The sequence below is a fragment of the Granulicella sp. L56 genome, from assembly GCF_009765835.1.
In the GTDB taxonomy this organism is placed as follows: Bacteria; Acidobacteriota; Terriglobia; order Terriglobales; family Acidobacteriaceae; genus Edaphobacter.
Genome location: NZ_LMUS01000006.1, coordinates 1,758,045 through 1,781,734, shown reverse-complemented (window position 1 = coordinate 1,781,734; position 23,690 = coordinate 1,758,045). Strand labels below are relative to the sequence as shown.

Annotated in this window: 20 protein-coding genes; 10 read left to right on the top strand and 10 right to left on the bottom strand. The window is 60.7% G+C overall.

Annotated features, from left to right (window positions below; translation table 11 throughout):
• Positions 1–30: 30 nt before the first annotated feature.
• The 9 genes from GSQ81_RS15180 (at position 31) to GSQ81_RS15140 (ending at position 11,494) form a co-directional block, all read left to right on the top strand.
• Entirely contained in the window at positions 31–1,518 is a 1,488-nt protein-coding gene (locus tag GSQ81_RS15180; protein WP_158911520.1) for a terminase, read from the top strand.
• 229 nt (positions 1,519–1,747) lie between these two features.
• Entirely contained in the window at positions 1,748–2,611 is an 864-nt protein-coding gene (locus GSQ81_RS15175) for a HipA family kinase (RefSeq protein WP_254060222.1), read from the top strand.
• Positions 2,612–2,685: 74 nt separating this feature from the next.
• Positions 2,686–3,516: a DUF3037 domain-containing protein gene (locus GSQ81_RS15170; RefSeq protein WP_158911519.1), complete on the top strand. Its 831-nt coding sequence runs from the start codon at positions 2,686–2,688 to the stop codon at positions 3,514–3,516.
• A 148-nt stretch (positions 3,517–3,664) separates the two neighbouring features.
• Positions 3,665–4,900, top strand: coding sequence for a phage portal protein (locus GSQ81_RS15165; RefSeq protein WP_158911518.1), 1,236 nt, complete (start codon positions 3,665–3,667; stop codon positions 4,898–4,900).
• The gene (locus GSQ81_RS15160) at positions 4,897–7,215 is read left to right on the top strand and encodes a hypothetical protein (protein ID WP_158911517.1); all 2,319 of its coding nucleotides are present in this window, start codon (positions 4,897–4,899) and stop codon (positions 7,213–7,215) included. The genes GSQ81_RS15165 and GSQ81_RS15160 overlap by 4 nt, the downstream gene beginning before the upstream one ends.
• A 9-nt stretch (positions 7,216–7,224) precedes the next feature.
• Entirely contained in the window at positions 7,225–7,440 is a 216-nt protein-coding gene (locus tag GSQ81_RS15155; RefSeq protein WP_158911516.1) for a hypothetical protein, read from the top strand.
• 233 nt (positions 7,441–7,673) lie between these two features.
• A complete protein-coding gene (gene purE, locus GSQ81_RS15150; protein WP_158911515.1) occupies positions 7,674–8,180 on the top strand; it encodes a 5-(carboxyamino)imidazole ribonucleotide mutase in 507 nt (168 codons plus the stop codon).
• Entirely contained in the window at positions 8,177–9,394 is a 1,218-nt protein-coding gene (gene purK, locus GSQ81_RS15145; RefSeq protein WP_371715337.1) for a 5-(carboxyamino)imidazole ribonucleotide synthase, read from the top strand. The genes purE and purK overlap by 4 nt, the downstream gene beginning before the upstream one ends.
• A 99-nt stretch (positions 9,395–9,493) precedes the next feature.
• Positions 9,494–11,494 carry a DNA/RNA helicase domain-containing protein gene (locus tag GSQ81_RS15140; protein WP_158911514.1) on the top strand — a complete coding sequence of 667 codons (2,001 nt, stop codon included), beginning with the start codon at positions 9,494–9,496 and terminating at the stop codon, positions 11,492–11,494.
• A 90-nt stretch (positions 11,495–11,584) separates the two neighbouring features.
• Here GSQ81_RS15140 and sucB read toward each other — a convergent pair whose 3' ends face one another.
• From sucB to GSQ81_RS15090, 10 genes are all read right to left on the bottom strand, one after another.
• Positions 11,585–13,174, bottom strand: a complete 1,590-nt coding sequence (sucB, locus tag GSQ81_RS15135; RefSeq protein WP_158911513.1) for a 2-oxoglutarate dehydrogenase, E2 component, dihydrolipoamide succinyltransferase — start codon at positions 13,172–13,174, stop codon at positions 11,585–11,587.
• 380 nt (positions 13,175–13,554) lie between these two features.
• Positions 13,555–14,496 (bottom strand): alpha/beta hydrolase, encoded by a 942-nt coding sequence (locus GSQ81_RS15130; RefSeq protein ID WP_254060221.1) that lies wholly within the window; start codon positions 14,494–14,496, stop codon positions 13,555–13,557.
• A gap of 79 nt (positions 14,497–14,575) precedes the next feature.
• Positions 14,576–15,322, bottom strand: coding sequence for a lipoyl(octanoyl) transferase LipB (gene lipB / locus GSQ81_RS15125; RefSeq protein ID WP_158911512.1), 747 nt, complete (start codon positions 15,320–15,322; stop codon positions 14,576–14,578).
• Positions 15,322–15,756, bottom strand: a complete 435-nt coding sequence (locus GSQ81_RS15120; RefSeq protein WP_158911511.1) for a TA system VapC family ribonuclease toxin — start codon at positions 15,754–15,756, stop codon at positions 15,322–15,324. Before GSQ81_RS15120 ends, lipB begins: the two co-directional genes overlap by 1 nt.
• Complete coding sequence (locus tag GSQ81_RS15115) at positions 15,753–15,998, bottom strand: hypothetical protein (protein WP_158911510.1); 246 nt, start codon at positions 15,996–15,998, stop codon at positions 15,753–15,755. Before GSQ81_RS15115 ends, GSQ81_RS15120 begins: the two co-directional genes overlap by 4 nt.
• Before the next feature lie 31 nt (positions 15,999–16,029).
• Positions 16,030–16,590 (bottom strand): hypothetical protein, encoded by a 561-nt coding sequence (locus tag GSQ81_RS15110; protein WP_158911509.1) that lies wholly within the window; start codon positions 16,588–16,590, stop codon positions 16,030–16,032.
• A gap of 149 nt (positions 16,591–16,739) precedes the next feature.
• The gene (gene lpdA / locus GSQ81_RS15105; protein WP_158911508.1) at positions 16,740–18,158 is read right to left on the bottom strand and encodes a dihydrolipoyl dehydrogenase; all 1,419 of its coding nucleotides are present in this window, start codon (positions 18,156–18,158) and stop codon (positions 16,740–16,742) included.
• Between the two features lie 291 nt (positions 18,159–18,449).
• A complete protein-coding gene (locus GSQ81_RS15100) occupies positions 18,450–18,893 on the bottom strand; it encodes a lysozyme (RefSeq protein WP_158911507.1) in 444 nt (147 codons plus the stop codon).
• Positions 18,894–19,187: 294 nt separating this feature from the next.
• Positions 19,188–20,177 (bottom strand): porphobilinogen synthase, encoded by a 990-nt coding sequence (hemB, locus tag GSQ81_RS15095; RefSeq protein WP_158911506.1) that lies wholly within the window; start codon positions 20,175–20,177, stop codon positions 19,188–19,190.
• 31 nt (positions 20,178–20,208) lie between these two features.
• Entirely contained in the window at positions 20,209–20,769 is a 561-nt protein-coding gene (locus GSQ81_RS15090) for a zinc ribbon domain-containing protein (RefSeq protein ID WP_158911505.1), read from the bottom strand.
• Positions 20,770–20,898: 129 nt separating this feature from the next.
• Here GSQ81_RS15090 and GSQ81_RS20105 point away from each other — a divergent pair, with 129 nt between their 5' ends.
• Positions 20,899–23,535 (top strand): endonuclease MutS2, encoded by a 2,637-nt coding sequence (locus tag GSQ81_RS20105; protein ID WP_254060220.1) that lies wholly within the window; start codon positions 20,899–20,901, stop codon positions 23,533–23,535.
• The last annotated feature ends 155 nt before the right edge of the window (positions 23,536–23,690 follow it).

The following is a 23,690-nucleotide window of genomic DNA, read 5'->3' as shown; positions in this document are numbered from 1 at the left end:
TCGAGGGTTGAGCGATGTGGGGATAGGTGGATGAGCGAGCAACAGTGGGGTGTGGAGGATTTGCTGAAGTATGGCAAAGAGATGAAGGATGATCCTCGGAAGGTCTTCGAGATCGCAGGAAAACTACTGAAGGTGCGGGACCGGGAGGGGGTCGAACGGCCGCTGCGCGCCAATCGCGTGCAGAAGGAGTTTGAGCGCAGGCGGGGGCAGCGGAACATTGTGTTAAAGGCGCGGCAGATGGGCATCAGCACCTGGGTCGCGGCACGGTTTTTTCTGAAGACGATCACCGCGCGCGGCGTGATGACCGTGCAGGTAGCTCATACGAAGGAAGCGGCGGAGAGCATCTTTCGCATGGCGCAGCGCTTCTGGGAGTGTCTGCCCGAAAAGCTGCGCGATGGGCCGCTGCGGCGCAACCGGGCCAACTCCGGACAGATGCGCTTCACCGAACTCGACAGCGAGTTTCGCGTGATGAGCGCGGGCGACGTGGGCGCGGGGCGCGGCCTGACGATGCAGAACCTGCATTGCAGCGAGTTGAGCCGATGGCCCGGCAATGCGAGTGAGACGCTGGCAGGAATGCGCGCGGCGCTCGCTCCCGGCGGCGAGCTGGTGATGGAGTCTACGCCGAACGGCGCTTATGGCTGCTTCTATGAAGAATGGGGGCAGGCGATCGCTGACGGCGCTGGCGGCAATGGCGTCGTGCGGCATTTCTTTCCCTGGTGGCTCGAAGAGGCTTATGTATCTTCTTCGGTTACAGATTTCACAGACGACGAACAGGCGCTGATCCTGACGCATGGACTGACGGCGGAGCAGATCGGTTTTCGCCGTAGCCTCGAAGCAAGCTATCGCGGTCTGCGCGTGCAGGAGTTTGCCGAAGACGCGGAGACCTGCTTCAAGGCCACGGGCGACTGCTGCTTCGAGGCTCCCGCGGTAGAGGCGAGGCTCGCCCAGTTGGATGAGCCGATGGGGACGCTGCACAACGGAGCGTTGCAGGTGTGGCTGCCTCCCATATCGGGCAAGCAATATCTGGTGGCAGCGGATCCGGCGGGCGGCGGGCCGGATGGCGACTTCGCGGCGGTGCAGGTGATTGATATGGAGTCGGGGATGCAGTGCGCGGAGCTGCAGCAGCGGCTGACTCCGCTCGATCTGGCGAAGGCAGCGGCGAAGCTGGCGCGCGAGTATCACGGTGCGATCATCGCGGTGGAGCGCAACAATCATGGCCATGCCGTGCTCGCCTTTCTCAGCACGGTAGAGCACTATGCGAACGTCTACGGGCAGGAGGGACAGGCAGGGTGGCTGACTTCGGCGGGCAGCAAGCCGGGGATGATCAGCCGCATGGGAGCGTTGCTGGTCGAGTCGCCGGAGATGTTCTCGAGTAGAAGATTGCTGGGCGAGTGCAGGACGTATATCTCGCTGCCGGGAGGCGGGACTGGAGCGGCCAATGGAGCGCACGACGATTGCGTGATGGCGATGGCCATCGCACAGGCGGTACGAGAAGAGTTGATCGTCAGGAAAAGATAATGTCCTGCCAGACGGGCCTCCTGCGCGGAGGGCGGCCACTTCGTGGCGTGTGTACCTTGTTGCGGTGATATCAACGGCTGGGGGCCTTCCGTTGGTCGGCAACGATACTTGATCCCGACCAACGGGAGGGCCACCCGAAGGCGTATACAAGTCACGAAGTGGCCGCCCTCCGCGCAGGAGGCCCGTCCGGCAGGACACGCGCTGTATTCTGTTCGGGAGGTATTACGGCTTGGCGGTTCTGGCGGTGCAGGCGATTCGAAGGATGCGGGGCGGGGCGCAGAGCCAGTTGATGCTGGGGGCCGACGGCAAGCTGTGGGTGGTGAAGTTTCAAAACAATCCGCAGCACCTGCGCGTGCTCGCGAATGAGCTGATCGCGACGCGGCTGGCGGCAGCAGTGGGTCTGACCGTTCCGCCGAGCGATGTGGTCGAGGTAACGGAGTGGCTGGTGGCCAACACCTTCGACATGCAGGTGGAAGGCCGCGGCGGACGCGAGCGATACGTCGCCGGGTTACAGTTCGGATCGCAGTTTGTGGGTGGACTCATGCCGGGGCAGGTGGTCGATTATCTTCCCGAGCAGCAGTTGGACGAGGTAAGGAACCTGGCGGAGTTTGCCGGGATACTGTGCATCGATAAGTGGGCTGGCAACTGCAATGGGCGGCAGGCCGTGTTCGAGCGCAAGCCGCGCGAGCGGAAGTATCGCGCCACGTTTATCGATCAGGGCTTCTGCTTCAACGCGGGGGAGTGGACGTTTCCCGACTCGCCGCTGCGTGGTGTCTATCAGCGCAACAAGGTGTATGAGCGCGTGACAGGGTGGCAGAGCTTTGAGCCATGGCTGAGCCGCGTGGAGGCGATGGAGGCGGGAGTGCTGTGGGAGATCGCCGAAGCGGTTCCGCCAGAGTGGTATGGCGGCGATACGGCGGTGATCGAGCAGTTAATGGAGCAGATGCTGCGGCGACGGTCGCGGGTGCGGGAGCTGATCGCGTCGTTTCGGGATTCGAATCGGGAGCCGTTCCCGATGTGGGATGCAGCGAAGAAATTTGTGGTGCCTCGACAGTTCGCCGAGGTGAGTGGAGTGGGAAAATTTGTAATGTAGTTGGTGATTGGTGGTTTTCATCCAGCAACTAACAACCATCAACTAACAACTAAGTAGTTGAAGAGGAGACAGTCTTGAAGGAACGTTTGCCGTGCGAGTTCTTCCTGATTCGGTATGTCCCGGATGTGGTGAAGGGCGAGTTTACCAACATCGGTGTGCTGCTGCGCGAGGCAGCCAACGCCGAGAGCGCGGTGGTGCGTTTTACGCGGGACTGGAGCCGGGTTCGGTGTATGGATGCGGATGCCGACCTGGGCCTGCTGGAGGCGCTCGAGGGAGAGATCGCAGAGCGGTTGCGGATGAGTGCGACCGATCCGAAGCCGGTGCTGGCACTGTTGCAGGACACGCTTTCGAACTCGGTACAGATCTCCGAGGCGCGGGCCTCGCTGGCTGAGAGTATGCCGGCGGAGCTGGAGCAGTTGATGCGGATGTATGTCGAGCCGCTGAAGATTAAGGTCGAGCGTCGCCGGACAGGGCGCGCAGCCATTGCCGGAGCAATGCGGACGGAGTTTGAGCGCGCAGGAGTGTGGGGGTTGATGCGCAAGAGGATTGCGGCTTCGCTTTATACGCGGCCGGGCGATCCGATGAAGATCGATTGCGGCTATCGCCCGAACGGAATCATCCGCATGTTCCAGGCGGTGTCGCTGGAGGGCGATGTGGAGGCAGCGAAGGGGTTGGCTTATTCGGCTCCGCAGTTGCGCGAAGGCGTGCTGCGGGTGGAGAGCGCGAAGCTGGAGTTGACGGCTGTAGTCGAGCCGCTGCGGTCTGTCTCCTCGGATATAGAAGACGAGGCGATGGAGCGTTATCGCTTTGGCGTCGAGGCGATGGAGCAGCAGGAGATTCGCGTGGTGACGGTGAGCGATCTCGCGCGAGTGGCGGAGACGGCGCGGGTGGAGTTGCGAATTTGAGGGACGTTGCTGGTTGTTGGTTGTTGGTTGAAAACGACCCGCCAGCAACTAGCAACTAGCAACTAGCAACTAATTTGAAGGCAAAGGCATGGCCCATGGGCTATGCCTTTTTCTTTTTGCAACGGATACGGAAAGAGAGAGGTGAGGCATGGGAGTTCGTTCGATGGTGAAGGATGTCTGGGAGAAGATCGCTGGCGTGGAAGCAGCAGCGGATGCAGCGGTTGGGGAGCGCAAGACGGCGATGCTGCCTTCGATCTTTACACCGTACCAGGCGGGACGGACGGGGCAGAGTGCGCTGCCCAAGCCTACTCCGGCGAACCTGCGCAAGTTCGCGGAGACGCCGGTGGTGCGGCGTGCGATCAACGTGGTGAAGGACAAGATCGCCAGCATGGACTGGCAGGTGCGCGTGCGCCGCGGCTACGACGCGGCAAGCGTGGCGGATGCGACGGCGCGGTTGAATGCGCTGCGGCTTTCGCTTGAAGAGCCGAACGCCGCGGACAGCTTTCGCGTGCTGTGGGAGCAGGTGCTCGAAGACCTGATCGTCGGCGGGTTTGGCGCGGTGGAGATGGAGGCGACCGGCGATGCGGCGCGGCCGTTTCATCTGTGGGCCGTCGATGGGGCGACCATCCAGATCGACAGCAAGTGGAACGGCGACCCGTCGAAGCCGCGCTACGCACAGGCCACAGGCCAGTTGGGTCGCGAGGGTTTGATTCCTCTGCTCGATGATGAGTTGATGTATCTGCGGCTGAATCCGCGCACGCATACACCGTTTGGGTTGGGGCGGCTGGAGGTTGCGTTCGAGACGGTGAACCAGTTTCTGAGCGCGAACCGCTATGCCGGTCGGCTCGCTTCGAACTCCGTGGTGCAGTATGCGCTGTGGTTGAACGAGGCTACGCCCGAGCAGCATGACCGCCTGATTCGCTGGTGGCAGGACGAGATTGAAGGCACGGGCCGCGTGCCATTGTTGAGCTGCGAGCAGAAGCCCGAGGTGTTGCGCTTTGCCGGCGGCACCGATGCCGATCTGCGGCTGGCGTGGCAGGAGATGCTGATTCGCCTGATCGCGAATGCGTTTGAGCTGCCGCCGATGCTGCTCGGCTTGCAGAGCGACGTGAACCGCTCGACTGCGGGCGAGATGGCGGATGAGGCGTTTCAAGGCGCGATTGTTCCCGTGGCCAAGCTGCTGGCCGAGCACATCACGCGCGACCTGTTTGCGAAGAAGCTGGGATGGCGCGAGTTCGAGTTCTGCTTCAACGATCTGGAGAGCAGGGACGAGAGTGAAGAGGTGCAGATGCAGACCACGCTGCTGAAGGCGGGTGTGTTGACGGTGGATGAGGTGCGGCAGATGCGCGGGCTGGCTCCGCTGACGGTTGAGGAGGCGCAGTGAAGATTACGATCGACAACCTGGATAGCGCGGGCGCGGTGGACTACAGCAATGCTGTGTCCGCCGATGGCCCGTTGAAGATTGAGCGTGTGTTGAATGCTCCTTCGCTGTGCAGTGGGCTGCTCGATATCAGCGCGAGCACGCTGCCTGTGCCTGCTCGTCGCGGGCGCGTGGTCGTGACCTCGGATGCCGGAACGGTTCTGTTTACGGGATACGTGGCGACCGAGCCGGAGAGCATCTATGCAGGCGTCGCGACGATGGGTCCGGTGTATCGCTATGCGTTCAGCGCGGTCAGCGATGAGTGGCTGCTGGACAAGCAGTCGGCGGTGTTGAGTGGCACAGGGCTGGCGCAGGCGGGCGGCGAGCTGCTGACGACGCTGACCGAGCGCGTGGATGGAGCGCTGTTCACAACCACGGGCGTGCTTGCTGGCCGTAACGTTGGCGTCTTCGAACCGTCGCAGGTGGCGACGTGGTCGGAGAATGCGGGCCAGCTTGCCAGTGCTACCTATGCGGCGTATCGCGTGCTCGATGGCGCGGTCTCGATGCAGCCTGCGGGTGCGGTGACTCATGCGTTGAGCGATGGCGACGGCACGTTGCAGATTGCGGCGCTGAAGACAGCGTCGGTAAAAGAACTGGCCAACGATGTGACTGTGAGCGGCGATATGGAGCCTGCGGCTTACATCAGCGAGACGTTTGCGGGGGATGGAACAACGACGGTCTTCGAACTGGCGCAGACGCCGTTTCGACCGAAGAAGACGGCCAACTCTTCGAACCTGTTGACCGATAGCTTCAATGAAGGCGCCTTCAATACGCGGGTGTGGCAGGTGACCGATCCGGGAGCGCACTTGGGGTTCGGCGCGGCTGGGCTGGCGCTGATGGGAGGCAACGGGCTCGATGGGCAGACGACGCTGACTGCCATTGACGCGGTCGAACTGGGTGGGACGCTGGTGATCGAGGCAGGCAGCCTGCAACTGACGGCGGGCAGCACCGGCATTGTGTGCGGGTTGTACTCGGGCACGGTGGAGAGCACGAATTGCTTTGCGGGCTACAACGTGCGCCAGAGCGGCGGCGCGACCCTTGCGGTCCCGTTTATGAATGGAGCGGAGGTGGGTACGGCGCTGACGCTGCTGAGTGGGCATACCTATACGCTGCGCATCCGGCTACATTGCGTCGAAGCGCAGCGCGTGTTGCAGTCCTTCTACACGATGGTGGACGGCACGGTGCAGGCGTTTGGTGGCGGCGTGATAGCGGCACCGATGAGCGTTGTGTTCGAGATGCAGGACCTGGGTGCGGCTTCGAACACACCGGCGACAGTCTTATACGACGGTGCAGTGGCGAGTTCAGCAGGGAGTTGCAGCTTTGTTGCGGTGAACAGCGTGCAGATGTTCGGGTCGATGGGCTACTGCCGACTGACGCAGACGGGCTCGGCCTGGGTGGTGAGTACGCTGGCCAATGGAGCCAAGGTGACCCGGTTGATCGGCGCTGCGAGCGAGGGCATAGATTGCACCGTATCTGCTACCGGAAAGGTTACATTTCTGGCGGGACGTGTTCCGGTGGCGGGAGAACTTGTAACCGTGGTGTATCGCGGCGAGCAGCGGGCCGTGGCCCGGCTGGAGAATGCGGCGAGTGTGGCCGCCGAGGCCGCGGGCAACATGCCGGGGACGGCGCAGTGGCTGGGCAAAGTGGACTCGCCTGCGGCGCGTTGCTCTGCGGACTGCGAGAACGCGGCGCTGGCCGTGCTGAGTTTTTCGACAAGCCGTGCGGCTGCTCTCTCCGGAACGTATGCCGCAGTGAATCCACCGGACATTTGGCCTGGTGATGTGCTGGACATTATGAGCGCAGGCGCAACGATGAGTGTTGTGGCTCGGCGTGTAGAGATCGCAGACGGCGCGGCGTGGCCGGAGGTGCTGACGTATCGCATCGCGTTTGCGAACGACTGGGCTGAAGGACTGGGGCTGAAGTTGTCGGAGGCGATTGCGGCGGACGCTCTGCTGCCGCAGACGGCGTTGACCACTGCAGGCAATGTGCTTGCGAACCTGCAACAGTTACAAATTGTGAGCGCGACGGGGACTGCGCTGCAGGTCGATGCTGGGATGGCTCCGCCGACGGGCGGCGGGTTCGAGGTGCGGCGGCGCGACTGGGACTTTGGGCCGGGTGTCGATCAAGACCTGGTGTTGCGCAGCCCGGTGCGGAACTTTTCCATTCCGCGCGAGGCACAGGTGGAGCGGTACTACGTGCGGATGTATGACGGCTCGACGCCTCCGTTGTATTCGCGTTTTTCGAGTGCAGTGTTTACGGATCTGCCGGTGGGGTCGTAAGGGGGAGTGATGACGGAGTTTGAAGCGCAGGTGCTGGCCGATCTTAGTGTGTTGAAGAGCCAGATGCAACAGGTGATGGGGATTGGCCAGCCGGGGCGGCTGACACAGTTAGAGGAGCGCGTGGAGCGGCATGAGCGCAGCGTGCAGCGGATGAAAGGGCTGTTCACGGCTGCTGGTGGTTTAGTAACGATGGTGCAGGTGGCGGTGGATTACTTTCGCCGCTGAGCGAAGGCTTAACACCGATCTGCACCGATGACACCGATTTAAAAATCGATCACGGATTACACGGATAAAGACGGATGTTAAATACTGAAAGGCAAATGGCTTCTTGCTTTTGATCGGTGTCATCGATGTAAATCGGTGTTAAGTTTTTAAATCCGCGTTCCTCCGCGTAATCCGTGGTCGTATCCTTATGTCTTATCGCTGTTAAGCAGTGCAAAACCGTATAATCGTGGTCTATGAGTGCCGAGCCCCTGGTTGGAATCGTGATGGGAAGCCGCAATGATTATGCGGTGATGAAGAGCGCTGTCGAGATGCTGAAAGAGTTTGGCGTGCCGCACGAGGTGCGCGTGGTCTCGGCGCATCGCACGCCCGAGCTGCTGTTTGAATACGCCGATGCGGCGGTGGGACGCGGGCTGCGTGCGATCATCGCAGGCGCGGGCGGCGCGGCGCATCTGCCGGGAATGCTGGCAGCGAAGACCGTTGTTCCAGTGCTGGGCGTGCCGATTGCCGCGACCGCGCTGCAAGGGATGGACTCGTTGTTAAGTATCGTCCAGATGCCGAAGGGGATTCCGGTAGCCACGCTGGCGATTGGCGCGGCGGGCGCGGCCAATGCGGGGCTGCTGGCGGTGGCGATGCTGGCCACGACCGATCCGGCGCTGCGGGTGAAGCTGGTGGAGTGGCGTGCGACACGACGCGACGAGGTATTGGCGCAGGTGGTTGGTGAAGACGAGGCGGGCGCGTGAGCTTGTCTGATTCGCAAAATAGCACACCTGGTTCACAGAAAAATTTGCGTGCGGCGAAGCCGATCCTTCCCGGTGCGACGATTGGCATCTTTGGTGGCGGGCAGCTTGGCCGCATGACGGCGATGGCGGCACGGGCGATGGGATATCGCATCACGGTGCTCGACCCGGACCCGGCTTGTCCCGCGCGGTTTGTGGTGGATGGCTGCATCGAGGCTGGGTGGGACGATGCGCGTGAGGCGGCGAACCTGGCTCGCGGATGTGATGTCGTCACGCTGGAGATCGAGCAGATTGCGGCGGCGAGCATGGAGGCGGCGGCGAGCTTTGCGCCGGTGCGACCCGGCGGTGCGATGCTGGCGATCATTCAGGACAGGATTGAGCAGAAGGACTGGCTGCGCAGGAATGGCTTTCCTATCGGCGAGTACCGCGCGGTGCGGTCGCTCGACGAGTTGCGTAATGCGATTAGCGAGCTGGGCGGCAAGTGTTTCTGCAAGAGCGCGACTGGCGGCTACGATGGGCGCGGACAGGGCAAGGTTGGGTTCTCTGCTGGGGCTTCATTGGAAGATGAGGTGCGCGGCGCGTGGGCGGCGTTGGGCGAAGGGCCGGGAGTTGCCGAGAAGGCGATTGAGCTGGAGCGCGAGATCTCGGTGATGGTGGCGCGTGCGCCGAATGGCGAGGTCAAAGTTTTCCCGACTGCGTGGAATCATCACGAGGAGCAGATTCTGGCGTGGAGCGCGATGCCTGCTCCGGTGCCTGCTGCGATGGAAGCGGAGGCGCGGAAGATTGCCGAGGAGATCGCTGACACGTTCCAGCTTGAGGGTGTGCTGGCGGTGGAAATGTTCTGCACCAACGACGGTCGGCTGCTGGTGAATGAGCTTGCTCCGCGGCCTCATAACAGCTACCACGCGAGCGAACGTGCCTGCGTGACCAGCCAGTTCGAGCAACTGGTGCGCGCGGTGTGCGACCTTCCGCTGGGCGAGGTGGAGATCGTGCAGCCTGCGGCGATTGCGAACCTGCTGGGCGAGGTTTGGCTGAACGCTGACGGCACGGCACGGGAGCCGCGGTTCGATGCGGCGCTTGCCGTACCGGGGGTGCGGCTGCATCTGTATGAGAAGCACAAGCCGCGCAAAGGCCGGAAGATGGGGCATCTGTCGGCTGTGGGCAAGACGGCGGAGCAAGCGGTGGAGTTGGTACTTAGGGCTAAGGCGCTGCTGTAGAAGCGCCTTGGCGTTGGAAATGGTATCAACAGTGTCTTCTATGAAGACACCCGAAGCACACACTGTTGTTATCCTGGTTCCGGTTAATCTCTTTCAAACATGGCATCTTTCTATCGAACGACTGTTGGAGTGTTTCTTACCCAAACAAAAGAGCACGTGCTTGCGCACCTGGCAACGGCATATGCGAACCGGGGCTATACAACACAGTACTCTGACCAGACACTTACGTGGGAACGCGATCTTTATTCGCTCAAAGAAGCTCTTGAGCAGTGCATCGCAATATCCGACAGTGCTCAGCGATGGGGGCTAATCCTGGAGTTTTCAATCCCCCGGAAAGAACTTCGCATCGATGTCGTGTTACTCATCGGAGACGCAATTGTCCTTCTCGAAGCCAAAACGGGGCACACGGCATCACAGGTAAAACGACAGATTGAAGAGTACGCACTTCTATTACATTATTTTCATAAAGGCTCGAACGGACATAGGATTATTCCGATCCTTGTCTCCTCTGAGGATGGAAGACCTGATTGCGTAGGCATACATCAACGGGAGTTTTTTTCACAGCTATCCTCGTATTGGGTGGCGTCGGTTCTCCGAAGTTCATGGCGTGAACTACCAAATGTGCTGTTTGATGTCGAGCGGCATGTTCAAGGTCAAATCTCTGCAGAAGAATGGGACGTCAGCCCCTATTTCCCTGTGCCTAGCATTATCGAAGCAGCAACTGAACTAAGGCGTGGGCTTTCGATTCGAGAGATTGCGCACTGTGAGGCATCAGAACATGAGATTGAGTCTGTATGTCGAACGGTGCAGGACTATGTGAATCGTGCACGCAACGAGAGCCACCATGCGATATGTTTTCTGACAGGCGTACCTGGTTCTGGAAAAACTTTGGTGGGATTGAGTCTCGCTCACTCTACAGAAAATAATGCAAATGCGATCCATTTTATGAGTGGAAATGGGCCGCTTGTAAAGGTTCTACAACATTTGTTTACAAAGGAGAGTATGAAGGGTGGGGCCTCGGCTCCTCAAGCTAGGACGGAAGCAAAGACGCTGATAGAAAACGTGCATGTCTTTGCTCGATACCATACAGAAGATAATTTGGAATCTCCCTCGAACCACGCCATCATCTTCGATGAAGCGCAGCGAGCATGGGATCGAGCACAGAATATGAAGAAGTTCCATCGAGACTACTCAGAACCCGAGATGTTGCTTCGAATTATGGAGCGACATCTTGATTGGGCCATCGTGGTTGCCCTTGTCGGTGGAGGCCAGGAGATTAACGATGGTGAAGCAGGCCTGGAAGAGTGGGGAAGGGCGTTAGCCGCCAGCGGAAAGGATTGGGTTGTGTATGCATCACCAGAGGTTCTGGATGGCGGCGCATCCACCGCGGGACATCGACTCTTCGAAGACTCTTCTCTGCAGAAGAGTATCCATACAAATGCAGCCCTTCATCTGAGAACTTCCAATCGGAGTTTGCGCGCGGAGCAATTAGCAATATGGGTAAACCGTGTGTTGGACGGGGATGCGAGGGGAGCATCTGCACTCAAGATCACGGAACGCTTTCCTATCCTTCTCACGCGCAATTTAAGTGTCGTACGCCGAAAGCTGCATGAGCAAGGGGTTGGGGTAAATCGCTATGGCCTAATCGGCTCCTCAGGTGCAGCGCGCCTTCGTGCAGAGGGGCTTGAACCCAGTTCATCTTTCCATGCTGAGTATCCTTGGGAACACTGGTACCTGGCAGATAAGATGGATGTTCGCTCCAGTTGTTCCTGCGAAGTGTTTGCAACAGAGTTTGAAATCCAGGGACTTGAGTTGGACTGGATTGGACTTTGCTGGGGTGGAGATTTCATCTGGAATCACTCCAGCGGCTGGCAGATGCGCGCTTTGCGACATGGGTCGCCCACCAAATGGTCCGCTATCAAAAATCGCGAGAAACGAATCTATCGGCAGAATGCTTACCGCGTTCTGCTGACTCGCGCACGACAAGGAATGGTTATCTTTGTTCCGGGAGGTAATACTGAGGATCCTACAAATCTGCCGGAGGAGTTCGAGGCCACGTCGCAATATCTCATTGCATGTGGTGTGACTCCTCTAGTCTGAAGCGCATGTCTTTGACTTTAAATGTAAACGGCAATCTTTCTCGAGATTGCCGTTTCATGATCGAACATACGTGTCAAAGCTGATTTTTCTTTACCCGATGTCTTCGGACCAATTTTCGAGGTAGGCCTTGAAGTCGGACATGAATTTGCCGGCGTCGGCCCCGTCTACGATGCGATGGTCGAAGCCCAGGGTGAAGCGCTGGATGGAGCGGATGGCGATGACGTCGTTGCCGTCCTTGTCGGTCAGCACTTCGGCTTCTTTGTTGAGGCCGCCGATGCCGAGGATGGCGCTCTGCGGCTGGTTGATGATCGGCGTGCCGAACTGCTCGCCGAAGATGCCGGAGTTCGTCAGCGTGAAGGTACCGCCGGAGATCTCGTCGGGGGCGAGCTTCTTGTTGCGCGCGCGATCCGCAACGTCGACGATGCCGCGGGCGATGCCGAGGAAGTTCTTCTCTTCGGTCTGCTTGAGGACGGGGACGATGAGGCCCCAGTCGAGCGCTACCGCGATGCCGATGTTGATGTTCTTGTTGTAGCGGATGGCGTCGCCTTCGATGGCACCGTTGACGATGGGGTGCTTGCGCAGGGCCACAATCGCGGCGCGGGTGATGAAGGGCATGTAGGTCAGCTTGACGCCGTTGCGCTGCTCGTACTTCGACTTCTCTTTTTCGCGCAGCTTGACGATGCGGGTCATGTCCACCTTGAAGACGGTGTGGACGTGCGGGCTGGTGCGCTTGGACTCGACCATGCGCTGCGCGATGATGGAGCGCATCTTCGTCATGGGAACGAGATCGCCGGGCTGCGGGGTGGATGCAGCCGGTTTGGCCGCAGGAGCCGATGCCGCAGGAGCAGCGGCGGCGGGCTTGGCGCCTCCTTCGAGATGGCCGAGGATGTCGGTCTTGGTGATGCGGCCTTCGGAGCCGGTGCCGGGGACCTGGGTGAGATCGACGTTGTTGTCCTTGGCGATCTTGCGCACCAGCGGCGAGGAGCGGACGCCTTCGCCGGCCGAAGCTGCGGGTGCAGCAGCGGCAGGTGTAGGCGCAGAGGCGGCGGGTGCGGATGCCGCAGGGGCGGCGGCAGGTGCAGCTGCGGACTTACCGGCAGCGCCGCCGATGACGGCGACTACGGTGTTGATGGTGACGGTTGCGCCTTCGCCGACCTTGATCTCGGTGAGGGTTCCAGCTACGGGCGAGGGAATCTCGGCGTCAACCTTGTCGGTCGAGATTTCAAAGATGGGCTCGTCGCGCTGAACGCTGTCGCCGACCTTCTTGAGCCACTTGGTGATGGTGCCTTCGGTGATGGATTCGCCCATCTGCGGCATCAGAACTTCGGTGCCGGAGCCAGCGGCGGCGGGTGCCTCAGCAGCAGGAGCAGCAGCGGGGGCCGGGGTGGCTGCTGCTGCGGTTTCGGCCTTTGCGGGAGCGGCAGCGGGAGTCGAAGCAGAACCAGCTTCAGCGATCGTGGCGACCACGGTGTTGATGCCGACGGTCGCGCCTTCGGCGACCTTGATCTCGGAGAGGGTGCCAGCTATGGGCGAGGGAATTTCGGCGTCGACCTTGTCGGTCGAAATTTCAAAGAGCGGCTCGTCGCGCTGGACGGTGTCGCCGGGCTTCTTGAGCCACTTGGTGATGGTGCCTTCGGTGATGGATTCGCCCATCTGGGGCATAACTACTTCAGTCGGCATGAAGGTTCCTTATAGTGCTAGCTGGCGCTGGTTATATTGCCGCGCACCTTTGGATTATAAGACTGTGTGTTGAAAACTGGCATGTTCAGCCGATAATCGGCGGTCGCGGTCGCAGGGGTGGGAATGGCGGAATCGGGGTTTGGGAGAAGGCGTAAAGGCGAAATACAGGGGTCTCTCCACTACGGCGGCAAAAGCGCCGCCTCCGGTCGAGATGACGTGCTTTATTGCTGGTTCGGTTATGTTGAGCGAAGACAAAAGCAGATCCCTCCGCTTCGCTGCGGGATGACAAGAAATTGGTGCAGGATAGTAAAAATTTGCTGCGGTTGACAAAAAAGAGCTTCGCGCACAATGGAGCTTCGCGATCGGAAGTGCCGGAGCATCTACTCGGGGATCATCCCGATGGTTCCCAGCCACGTCTCCACCAGCTCCGGCCAGCGCGTCGTGGGAAACTTCGTGCGACGTAGACCGAAGGCGTGGCCGCCGTGCGCGTAAAGATGCATCTCCACTGGGACCTTGGCCTTCTTGAGCGCAATGTAATAGCTCAGTGAGTCGTTTACGTTGTCCACGTTGTCGTCTTCGTTCTGGAGCAGGAACGTGGGCGGCGTCTGGGCAGTGATGTGGGAGGCGATGTCCAGGTTCAGATTGAGGGGTCCGCGCATTGACAGATGACCGGGATAGAGGGCCACGGCGAAGTCGGGGCGGCAGCTCTCTTTGTCAGCGGCATCGATCGGCGGGTATAGACGCTGCCGAAAGTGCACACTGGTCGCCGCCACCAGATGGCCGCCTGCCGAAAATCCAAGCACGCCGACCTTATGCGGGTCGATGTGCCACTCGGCGGCGTGCAGGCGCACCAGCCCCAACGTTCTCTGCGCATCTTCAAGAGCGATGGGCGACTGCGGATACGCTCCCCAGTTGGGGCTCGACCTTGGAGCGGGGACGCGGTACTTCAGCAGGACACACGTAATCCCCTTGGAGGTGAGCCAGTCACAGGCCTCCGTGCCTTCAAGGTCGATGGCGAGAATCTCGTAGCCTCCACCGGGGAATACGACGACGGCCGCGCCGGTATTTTTTCCCGTGGGCGAATAGACGGTCATCGTTGGCTGCGAGACGTTCTCCACGACAACCCACGGCTTGCCCGCGACCAGCTCCTTCGTGTCCAGTTGCATGTCCTCCGGCGCCTTGGCTGGCCGCGGATCGGGCGGCGTGCTGAGCCAGATCGGTATCTGCACATGGCCCGGCGTGGGCTGCCAGGTGGGGGTCTGCGCGTTGAGAGCGCCGAACGCGAACATCGTGTAAAGGGCAAGGAGGAGAGGCTTCGTCACAGTCACCACAGGGTAAGGGGGACGGTGGCTGTGAATCGTGTGCTTTTGTGGGGAGTGCATGCAACGGCAACAGCAGTTCTTAAACTGCTTCGCGGGTGGTCGCATCTGCTGGATGCAGCAGCTCGTCGAGCGATTCGTTCCAGAGCATCTGCCGCCCGAAGATGCGGCCAAAGTTACGCGCGGCGGAGTGGATGGCGTTCTCCATAGTTGGCGCGTGGCTGCCGTCGGCTTCGAGTTCGAGGCTGGTGACGGCGCGGTCGGTGATGCCACAGGGGACGATCCACTCGAAGTCGCGGAGGTCGGTCGTCACGTTGAGCGCGAAGCCGTGCGAGGTGACGCCCTGCGAGACGTGCACGCCAATGGCTGCGATTTTTTTCTCCTGAATGCTGCCGCCTGCGACCGTCCATACGCCGGTGAGTTTGGGGATACGCTGGGCCATAACGCCGAAGTCGCCGCAGATGCGGATGAGGACTTCTTCGAGCAGGCGGACGTAATCGACCGGGCCTAGATGTGGGCCTTTTTTGCCGGGGAGATCGCCGCGCAGATCGAGGATGGGATAGCCGACAAGCTGGCCGGGGCCGTGGTAGGTGACGTCGCCACCGCGATTGATCTCGTGCAGCTCTATGCCGCGCTGTTGTAAAAATTCATCGCTGGCGAGGATGTTGGAGCGGCTGGCGTTGCGGCCAAGGGTGAGGACGGGTGGGTGCTCGAGCAGGAGCAGCGTGTCGCCGATGAGGTTCTGCTTGCGCGCGGCTACGACCTGCTGCTGGATGGCGAGACCTTCCGCGTAGGGGATGCGGCCGAGATGGAGGAGGTGGATGTACATTACTTCTTCACGAGCGGATTGTTCCAGCGCAGACCGGGGAAGCGGGCGAAGTCGCGATCATTCGTCTGCAACTCGCCGCCGAATTCCATGGTAGTCGCGGCGATCTGGGCATCGGTCACGAGCCGTCCGGAGGCATGGCCCTCGATCAGCATTCGTTGAAAGATCGACCAATGACGCTCTCCCGGAATAAGCAGACGGACTTGGGGAAGATTCAGCCACTCCTCCACGATCTCCACTGCTTCGTGCAGAGTGAAGCAGCCGCTTCGCAGGCCCTGCTGCGTCATGATGCGGAGAAATGCGGAGATGCTCTGGAGCGGAAGGCCAACGGGATCAGACGCGGAGAAGATTTCCTCCAGATAAGTGCGTGCCGGGCGGTGCTGGGCTGACTCGGCATCGTAGGCGTAGAGAAGGATGTTGGCATCGAGAACGATCATCGATGCGACGGCCCTTCCAGCATTTCAATCAGCTCGGCCACGCTGCCCGATGTCCACTCGGGAGGCAATCCGACCTTTTTGGGCTTGACTCGAAACGGACGTGGCTTGACCGGCGCGGCCGCCTGCTGAAGCCCGGAGCGAAGCAACTGATTCACGGTCTGCTTCAGAGACTGGCCGGTGCGGCGTATCTCCTTTTCGAGGAGGGTTGCTACATCGTCGTCGATGGTGAGGGTCGTTCGCACATCATGATGTTTTCAAAAAGACATCATGATGTCAATCTAGCAGTGCTGACCGACTGCCTCCTCCAGCTTTAGAGGCGGAAGTGGCTCGTCTTTGAAACGCCATTGCGATAGCGAAACCAGCAGTCGCCGCCAGGATCGAACTTAAAAGCGCTATCCACAACGAGGCTACGGTTGATCCAACAGGGAGCAAGTCGGTTGCTAACCCCAAGCCTAGAAAGGCACCGATAAACGCCATGATAGCTGCGACCATAACCCGAATGACAAGATTCCTTGCCCTTTGTGTATTTAGAAAACTTCCTTCAATGATGCGAATAAGCCTTACGGCAAGCCATGCTCCTACAACTCCTGGAAGGAGATAAAACAATAGGCCTTCAACAACTCCATGAGAGCCGATTGCAGGTCCTAAATTCAAGTGGAGAACGTTACCAGCAATAAGGATGAAGGCTATCCAACCAACGATCGAACAGACGCCGAAGGTTACAGGAATCACAAATGCGGCGGGCGCAAAACGCCGAAATCGCGGCATCGCAAGGCAAACGAAAAAAGCCAATATAGAAAGGAGAATAAAGGGCGCAGCATAGATGATTTGCATACAAAAATTCTCCCTTCTCCCTGAGCAGAATAAGGCAAAGTCTTTGTCGTGCGGCAACTTTTGTTAACGATAGTTATCTCGGACAGACCCAAATAAAAAGAGGAGAGCGTATCCATCACGCCCTCCTCAAGATACTTTCCCATACAGCACTAGACGTTGATGGCCATGCCTTCTACGCTGGAGAAGGCGTCGAGCAGGCTTTCCGACAGCGTGGGGTGGGCGTGGATGGTGAACATCATCTCTTCGACCGTGGCTTCGAGTTCGAGGGCGGTGACGCACTCGGCGATCAGCTCGGTGGCGTTGGGGCCGATGATGTGGACGCCGAGGATCTCGCCGTACTTCGCGTCGGAGACGACCTTGACGAAGCCGTCGTGCGAGTCGAGGATCGTCGCCTTGGAGTTGCCGACGAAGGGGAACTTGCCCACCTTGACCTGATAGCCCGCTTCCTTCGCCTTCGCCTCGGTGAGGCCGACGCTGCCGATCTGCGGGTCGCAGTAGGTGCAGCCGGGGATGCGGCCACGGTTGACGGCGCGGGCGTACTTGCCTGCGAGCTTGGCCGCGACCACGAGGCCGGCCATTGCGCCGACGTGCGCGAGCTGGGGCAGGCCGCCGACGATGTCGCCGATGGCGTAGACGCCGGGCTCGGTGGTCTCCATCCACTCGTTGGTCATGATGAAGCCGCGATCGGGGGTGATCTTCGTCTTGTCGAGGCCGACGTCAGTGGTGCGCGGGGCGCGGCCTACGGCGACGAGGACCTTCTCCGCCGACTTGATCTCGCCCTTGCCGTCGGACTTGGTGAAGTGGACGTTGACGCCGTCCTTGGTCTTCTCGATCTTGTCGACCTTGGCGGAGACGTGCACGTCGATGCCGCGCTTCTTGTAGAGGCGGAGCAGCTCTTTGCTGACGTCTTCGTCTTCAGCCGGGACCATGCGGGGCAGCGCCTCGATGATGGTGACATCGGTGCCGAAGCTCTTGAAGATGGAGGCAAACTCGACGCCGACCGCGCCCGAACCGATGACGACCAGCGACTTGGGCAGCTTGTCGATGGAGAGGACTTCGATGTTGGTGAGGATGGTGCTATCGGCCTTGTAGCCGGGCAACATGCGCGCGTCGGAGCCGGTGGCGAGAACGACCTTCTTCGCCTTGACGGTCTCCTTTTTGCCGGCCTTGTCGACCTCGACGGAGAAGACGCCTTCCTTGGCTGGGCCAGTCAGGCGGCCGTAGCCGTTGACGACGGTGACCTTGTTCTTCTTCATCAGGAAGTCGAGGCCCTTGGTGTGCTTGGCGATGATCTCGTTTTTGCGCGCGAGCACGTTTTGCCAGTTGAGTTTGGGCTGGCTGACGCCGTCGATGCCGTACTGCTCGGCGTGCTTAAGGTGGTCCCAAACTTCGGCGGAGAAGAGAATCGCCTTGGTGGGAATGCAGCCGACGTGCAGGCAGGTTCCGCCCAGCTTGTCGGTCGACTCGACCAGCGCGGTCTTCAGTCCATACTGCCCGGCGCGGATGGCGCAGGTATAGCCTGCCGGTCCGCCGCCAATCACTACAAGGTCATAAATCGTCTCTGCCAAGGGTTTGCTCCGTTTCCTGTGCCACTTTGGTCATTGCCAAACACTTTATCTTACCTCCGAGGCTTGCGATGGCCCGTTTATCGACCTTTTACGGGCGAATATCGCAATCTGCGGGGGTTGGAGGCTAACAAGGATTAGATGCTTTGGGGAGTGGGTGGACTCTCTTGGCTTTTGGTGCGTTCGTGAAGTGCTAGAGCGGTTCTCCTCACGATGTGGTTTTGGTGATTCGAGCAAAACGCAGATTCCCTTCGGGAATGACAAACAAAAGGAAGGGGGTTGGCTGGTTCGAGCTCAGTCCACTGACTGAAACAGGGTCATCTCGGCTTGGCGACGGGCGAGCAGGCCGGGCACGACGACTCCACCGGCGTGGTCCCACAGTAGAAACTGCGGCGCGGCGAGGTCGAACTCTCCTGCGTTGACGTGGCGCAGCAGGGTGGAACCGAGCAGGCGGCCGAAGCCGAGGTTGAAGGTGAAGTCGACCAGAGCGTCGAAGTGGCATTGGGAGATGCTGGCGGTGATGGCTCGGTTGACGCAGGCGACTGCGCCCGCGATGTCGCTGTGCAGTAGCACGTCGGCCTGGTCCTCGATAATGACCATTCCGCCGTGGACCTCGCGCCCGGTGTGGCCGTAGCCGATGGTCCAGACGCCGACCTGGTCCTGATAGGCGGTCAGGCGCAAGCCCTCGAACTGCCGGGTGAGATCGAAGCCTGCATCGCTGTAGCTGAAGTTGCACATAGGTACCTTGCCTCGCTTTCGTGGGGAGCTTCTGCCCATTGCAAATTAATGATTTAAAGCAGTCAGGGCCCAGCGAAAACGCTGGGCCCTGGGAGTTAATCTCGACTGTTTTCAGTCTAGAGGAAGGAGCATAACTCACCTGCAATTTTTGCGACAATATTTTTGGCAGGTAAACCGCTGCATCTGCGTTGGTTAGAGGATTTAACCAAGCGCCAGGGGGCTTGACATGCGGTTTTGCTGGAGTTTTCGAGGTCTTCGACGAGAGACAACTTTGAATCAGGGGTTTGTGATGGATCAGCCGAGCAGCTTCGCGGCGTCTTTGGCGAAGTAGGTGACGATGAAGTCGGCACCGGCGCGGCGGATGGAGAGCAGCGACTCCATCATGGCGCGTTCGGGTTCGAGCCAGCCGCGCTGAAACGCCGCGTGCAGCATGGAGTATTCGCCCGAGACTTGATAGGCGCCCATGGGCAGGTCGAAGCGCTGCCGCGCTTCGCGGATGACGTCGAGGTAGGGCATGGCCGGCTTCATCAGCAGCATGTCGGCGCCTTCGGCGATGTCGAGCTCGATCTCGCGCATGGCCTCGCGCAGGTTGGCTCCGTCCATCTGGTAGCTGCGGCGGTCGCCGAACTGGGGCGCGGAGTCGGCGGCTTCGCGGAAGGGGCCGTAGAAGGCGGAGGCGAACTTGGAGGCGTAGCTGAGGATGGGCGTCTGCTGGTGGCCGTCGGCGTCGAGTGCTTCGCGGATGGCGGCGATGCGGCCGTCCATCATGTCGCTGGGGGCGACGATGTCGGCACCGGCGGCGGCGAGCGAGGCGGCGGTCTTGGCGATGAGGGCTACGCTGGAGTCGTTCTCAACTTCGTAATGGTCGCCGTCGCGAACGACGATGCCGCAGTGGCCGTGCGAGGTGTACTCGCAGAGGCAGACGTCGGCGATCTGCACGAGTGAGTCTAGCTTGCGGTTGGACTTGAAGGCTCGCAGCGCGGTCTGCACGATGCCGTCCGCAGCCCATGCTCCTGTGGCCTGCTCGTCTTTCTCTGCGGGGAGGCCGAAGAGCAGCAGGCCTCCGATGCCGAGCGCGGCGCAGGTTTCGGCCTCTTTGACCGCCTCGTCGATGGAGAGGTTGAAGCAGCCGGGCATGGAGCTGATCTCTTTGCGAACGCCTTCGCCGGGGCAGAGGAAGAGCGGGTAGATGAAGGCTCCGGGGTGCAGACGGGTCTCGCGGACGAGCGAGCGGATGGCGTCGGTGCGGCGCAGGCGGCGCATACGCGTGGCAGGAAAGTTCATGCCAATAGTTTACGTCCGGCGCGCACTGTATTTAGATACGGCCAGCGATGGCGTCGTACTCGATGCCCGACTCCGCCGGGACGAGCACCCAGAGCGTGTAGATTCCCAGTGCCGTGCCGAAGGGGAATTTAAACAGGGAGAGGATGGCGACGATGATGGCGACGACTCGTCCCCAGGGCTGGCGCGTCATGAGGCCGAAGGCGACCAGAAAGGCCAGCAGTGCGGCGGCGACGGAGACCACGGCGATCAACGGGAGCAGCGCGGCCATCCAGGGTGGACCGAATGGCGCGTGGAAGCGCCCTCCCCACATCCACGGCTCCCCGCCGAAGCTGCGCGAGGTGGCAATGCCAAGGACGAAGATTCCGATGAGTCCGGCGAGGATGCGGTAGGCTCCGAAGATGCACCAGAGGATCCCGACCGTGTGAAGGTTTCGCTGCACGCGCCTCTCGGGCATCACGACCATGGGCGGGTAGGGTGGAGGGTACGCTGACGGCGGCGGAGGAACGGGAGCGGCGGCGACTATCTGTGCGCCGCATCGGGGGCAGAAATGAACTCCTGCCTCGACCGGATTGCCACATGCCTGACAGACCATTGGAATACCTCCTCAGGGCGGCGGCGTTGGTTTCGAAAAGCTGCCGCGACCTTCGCAAGAGAAGTTACGCCGGACGGCTGCCGCTGGTTCCGTGCGGGGTAACAATACTCCTTTTTAAAAGTAGATACGATGGTTAATGTGACCTCGTCCGATCTGTTACCCAATGTTCCCTCGCCGCTGCCTGAGGCGAGCGCCGCCGCGCTGGAGTGGCCGCGCCTGCGCGAGGCGATTGCGGGCCGCACCTTTTCTCCGCTGGGCCGCGCGTGGGTGCTGGCACTGGAGCCTTCGGCCGACCTTGCGTGGATTGAACAACAGCAGCAGCGGACGGAAGAGATGCGGAAGATGCTGGCGGGCGGCGGCAGCTTTGACTTTCATGGCTTGTTCGATCCGACGACGCTGCTCGATCAGGCGCGCATCGACGGCGCGGCGCTGGAAGGTACAGAGATTGCGAGCCTACTGGGCGTGGTGGAGCGAGTGGCGGCGTGGCGCAATGTGATCGATCCGCCTGCCAATGGTGCGCGATATAACTGGCCGGGCATTGCTGCACTCTCTGCGCCGCTGGTGGATTATGACTTTGCGCCGCTGCTGCGGATGCTGCGGGGAAAGATCGAGCCGGATGGGTCTTTGAACGACGATGCTTCGCCGGAGCTGCGGCGCATTCGCCGCGCCATGGAACGGCAGCATCGCGCGATTGAAGAGAGCCTGCGCCGGTCGCTGCGCTCGCTGGCCGACGGCGGCAGTACGCAGGACGATCTGATCACGATTCGCGGCGAGCGGTTTGTGATTCCGGTGAAGGCGGAGTTCAAGCGCAAGGTGCCGGGCGTGGTGCATGGGTCTTCTTCTTCGGGGCAGACAGTGTTTGTCGAGCCGCTGGAGACGATTGAACAGAACAACGAGCTGGTGCGGCTGCTCGATGAGGAGCAGGCCGAGATTCATCGCATCCTTGTCGTGATGACGCGGGCGCTGGGCGAGAACGCGGCAGCGATTCATCTGGGTACGTGCATTCTTGCTGAGGTGGAGGCGCATGTGGCGCGGGCGCGATTCGCGGAGACGCTTGATTGCGTTCGGCCTGTGTTTACGGCAAACGACAAATACAGGGGTCTCTCCACTCCGCTTCGCTCCGGTCGAGATGACGTGGCTGGTGGGGCTGGCTTCAATCGAGATGACGTGGCTGGTGGGGTGGGCTTCGGTCGAGATGATGTAAGGGGAGAGAGTGAGCAGGAGGAAGCGAAGCTCTCGCTCATCGCCGCACGTCATCCTCTGCTCGAACTACGCATGAGAGCAGCGGCGATGGAAGATGGCAGCGAGGCTGCAAAGCCGGTCCCGCTGACGATTGTTCTTCCGGCGGCGACCAAGCAGCTCATCATCAGCGGACCGAATACGGGCGGCAAGACGGTGTCGCTGAAGACGCTGGGGCTGCTGGCGCTGATGGCGCAGGCGGGCATTCCGGTTCCGGCGGAGGAGGCGAGGCTGCCGCTCTTCACCAGTGTTTATGCGGACATCGGCGATGCGCAGTCGATCGAGCGCAACCTTTCCAGCTTCTCGGCGCATGTCGTCAATCTCGACCGCATCTCGCGTGAGGCGACTGCTTCCTCTCTCGTGCTGCTCGATGAATTAGGCTCGGCGACCGATCCGGAAGAGGGGGCGGCGCTGGCTGTCGCTGTGGCCGCGCACTTTCTCGCAGCCAACGTGTGGTGCTGCATCACGACACACCTTACTTCGCTGAAGGTCTATGCGGCCAACCATGCGGGCGTGCTGAACGCCGCCGTGGGCTTCGATCAGGAGACGCTGACGCCGACCTATGAGCTGCGCCTTGGCGTTCCGGGGGCTTCAGCTGGATTGAACATTGCTGCGCGGCTGGGGCTTTCGCCGGAGATCATTACGGCGGCGCGAGCGCAGATGACCACGCAAACCGCGGACATTGGCGCGTTCCTCGATCAGCTTCACGATCAACTCACGGCTGCTACTGCCGAGCGCGAGGCCATGCGCCAGAGAGAGAGCGAGTTGTCTCGCGAGAAGGCGCGCGTCGAAGTCGAAGGGCGCGTGGAGCAGAAGGCGCGGACGAAAGAGCTTGAGGTCAAGCTCAACTCGCTGATTGAGGACTTTGCCTATCAGCTTCGCGAGACGGTCAAAGCTATCGATGACAAGACGGTGGCGCAGAAGATTGCGCGGGACTCGGCGGCGCGGCTGGCGCGGTTGCGGCGCGAGTTTTCAGAGCAGTTCAACTCGACCGTGGTCGCACACAATACGGGCGCGGACAAGAACGATCCTGCTGCACAGCCGCATGTTCCCAAGGGCATCAAGGTCGGCGACCTGGTGAAGCTGAAGTCGCTGGGCAGGCAGGCGCGGGTGGATCGCGTGATCGATGCGAAGACCTTCGAGGTCTCCATTGGCCCGATGAAGATGCGCGCCGGCATTGACGATATCGCTGGAGTGGAGTCGGTGAAAGTAGTGACGCCTCTGGAAGCCGCGCGTAAACGTGGCAACGTTACTGTCTCGACCAACAACGACCCCGACTATATGTCGTCGGAGATCAACGTGATTGGCCGCACTGCGGATGAGGCGCACGACGAGGTGGAGCGCTTTCTCGACCGCGCCTTTCTCGCCGGGTTGCCACGCATTCGCATCGTTCATGGAACCGGCATGGGCGTGCTGCGGCGAACGCTGCGCGACTATCTGCGCGGCCATCCGCATGTCACCACCATCACCGAGCCTCCGCAGAATGAAGGCGGACAGGGAGCGACGGTGGTGGAGTTGCGGCAGTAAGGCTTTTTTGTTTTGAAGCTGCCGGAGCTGGGGTGCTCACGAGTTTAGAGAGGTTCTCCTCCAGATGTAGTTTTGGCGATTCGAGCAAAACGCAGATTCCCTTCGGGAATGACAAATAAAAAGGATGCTACACCTGTTCCTCTTCGGGAAGGACG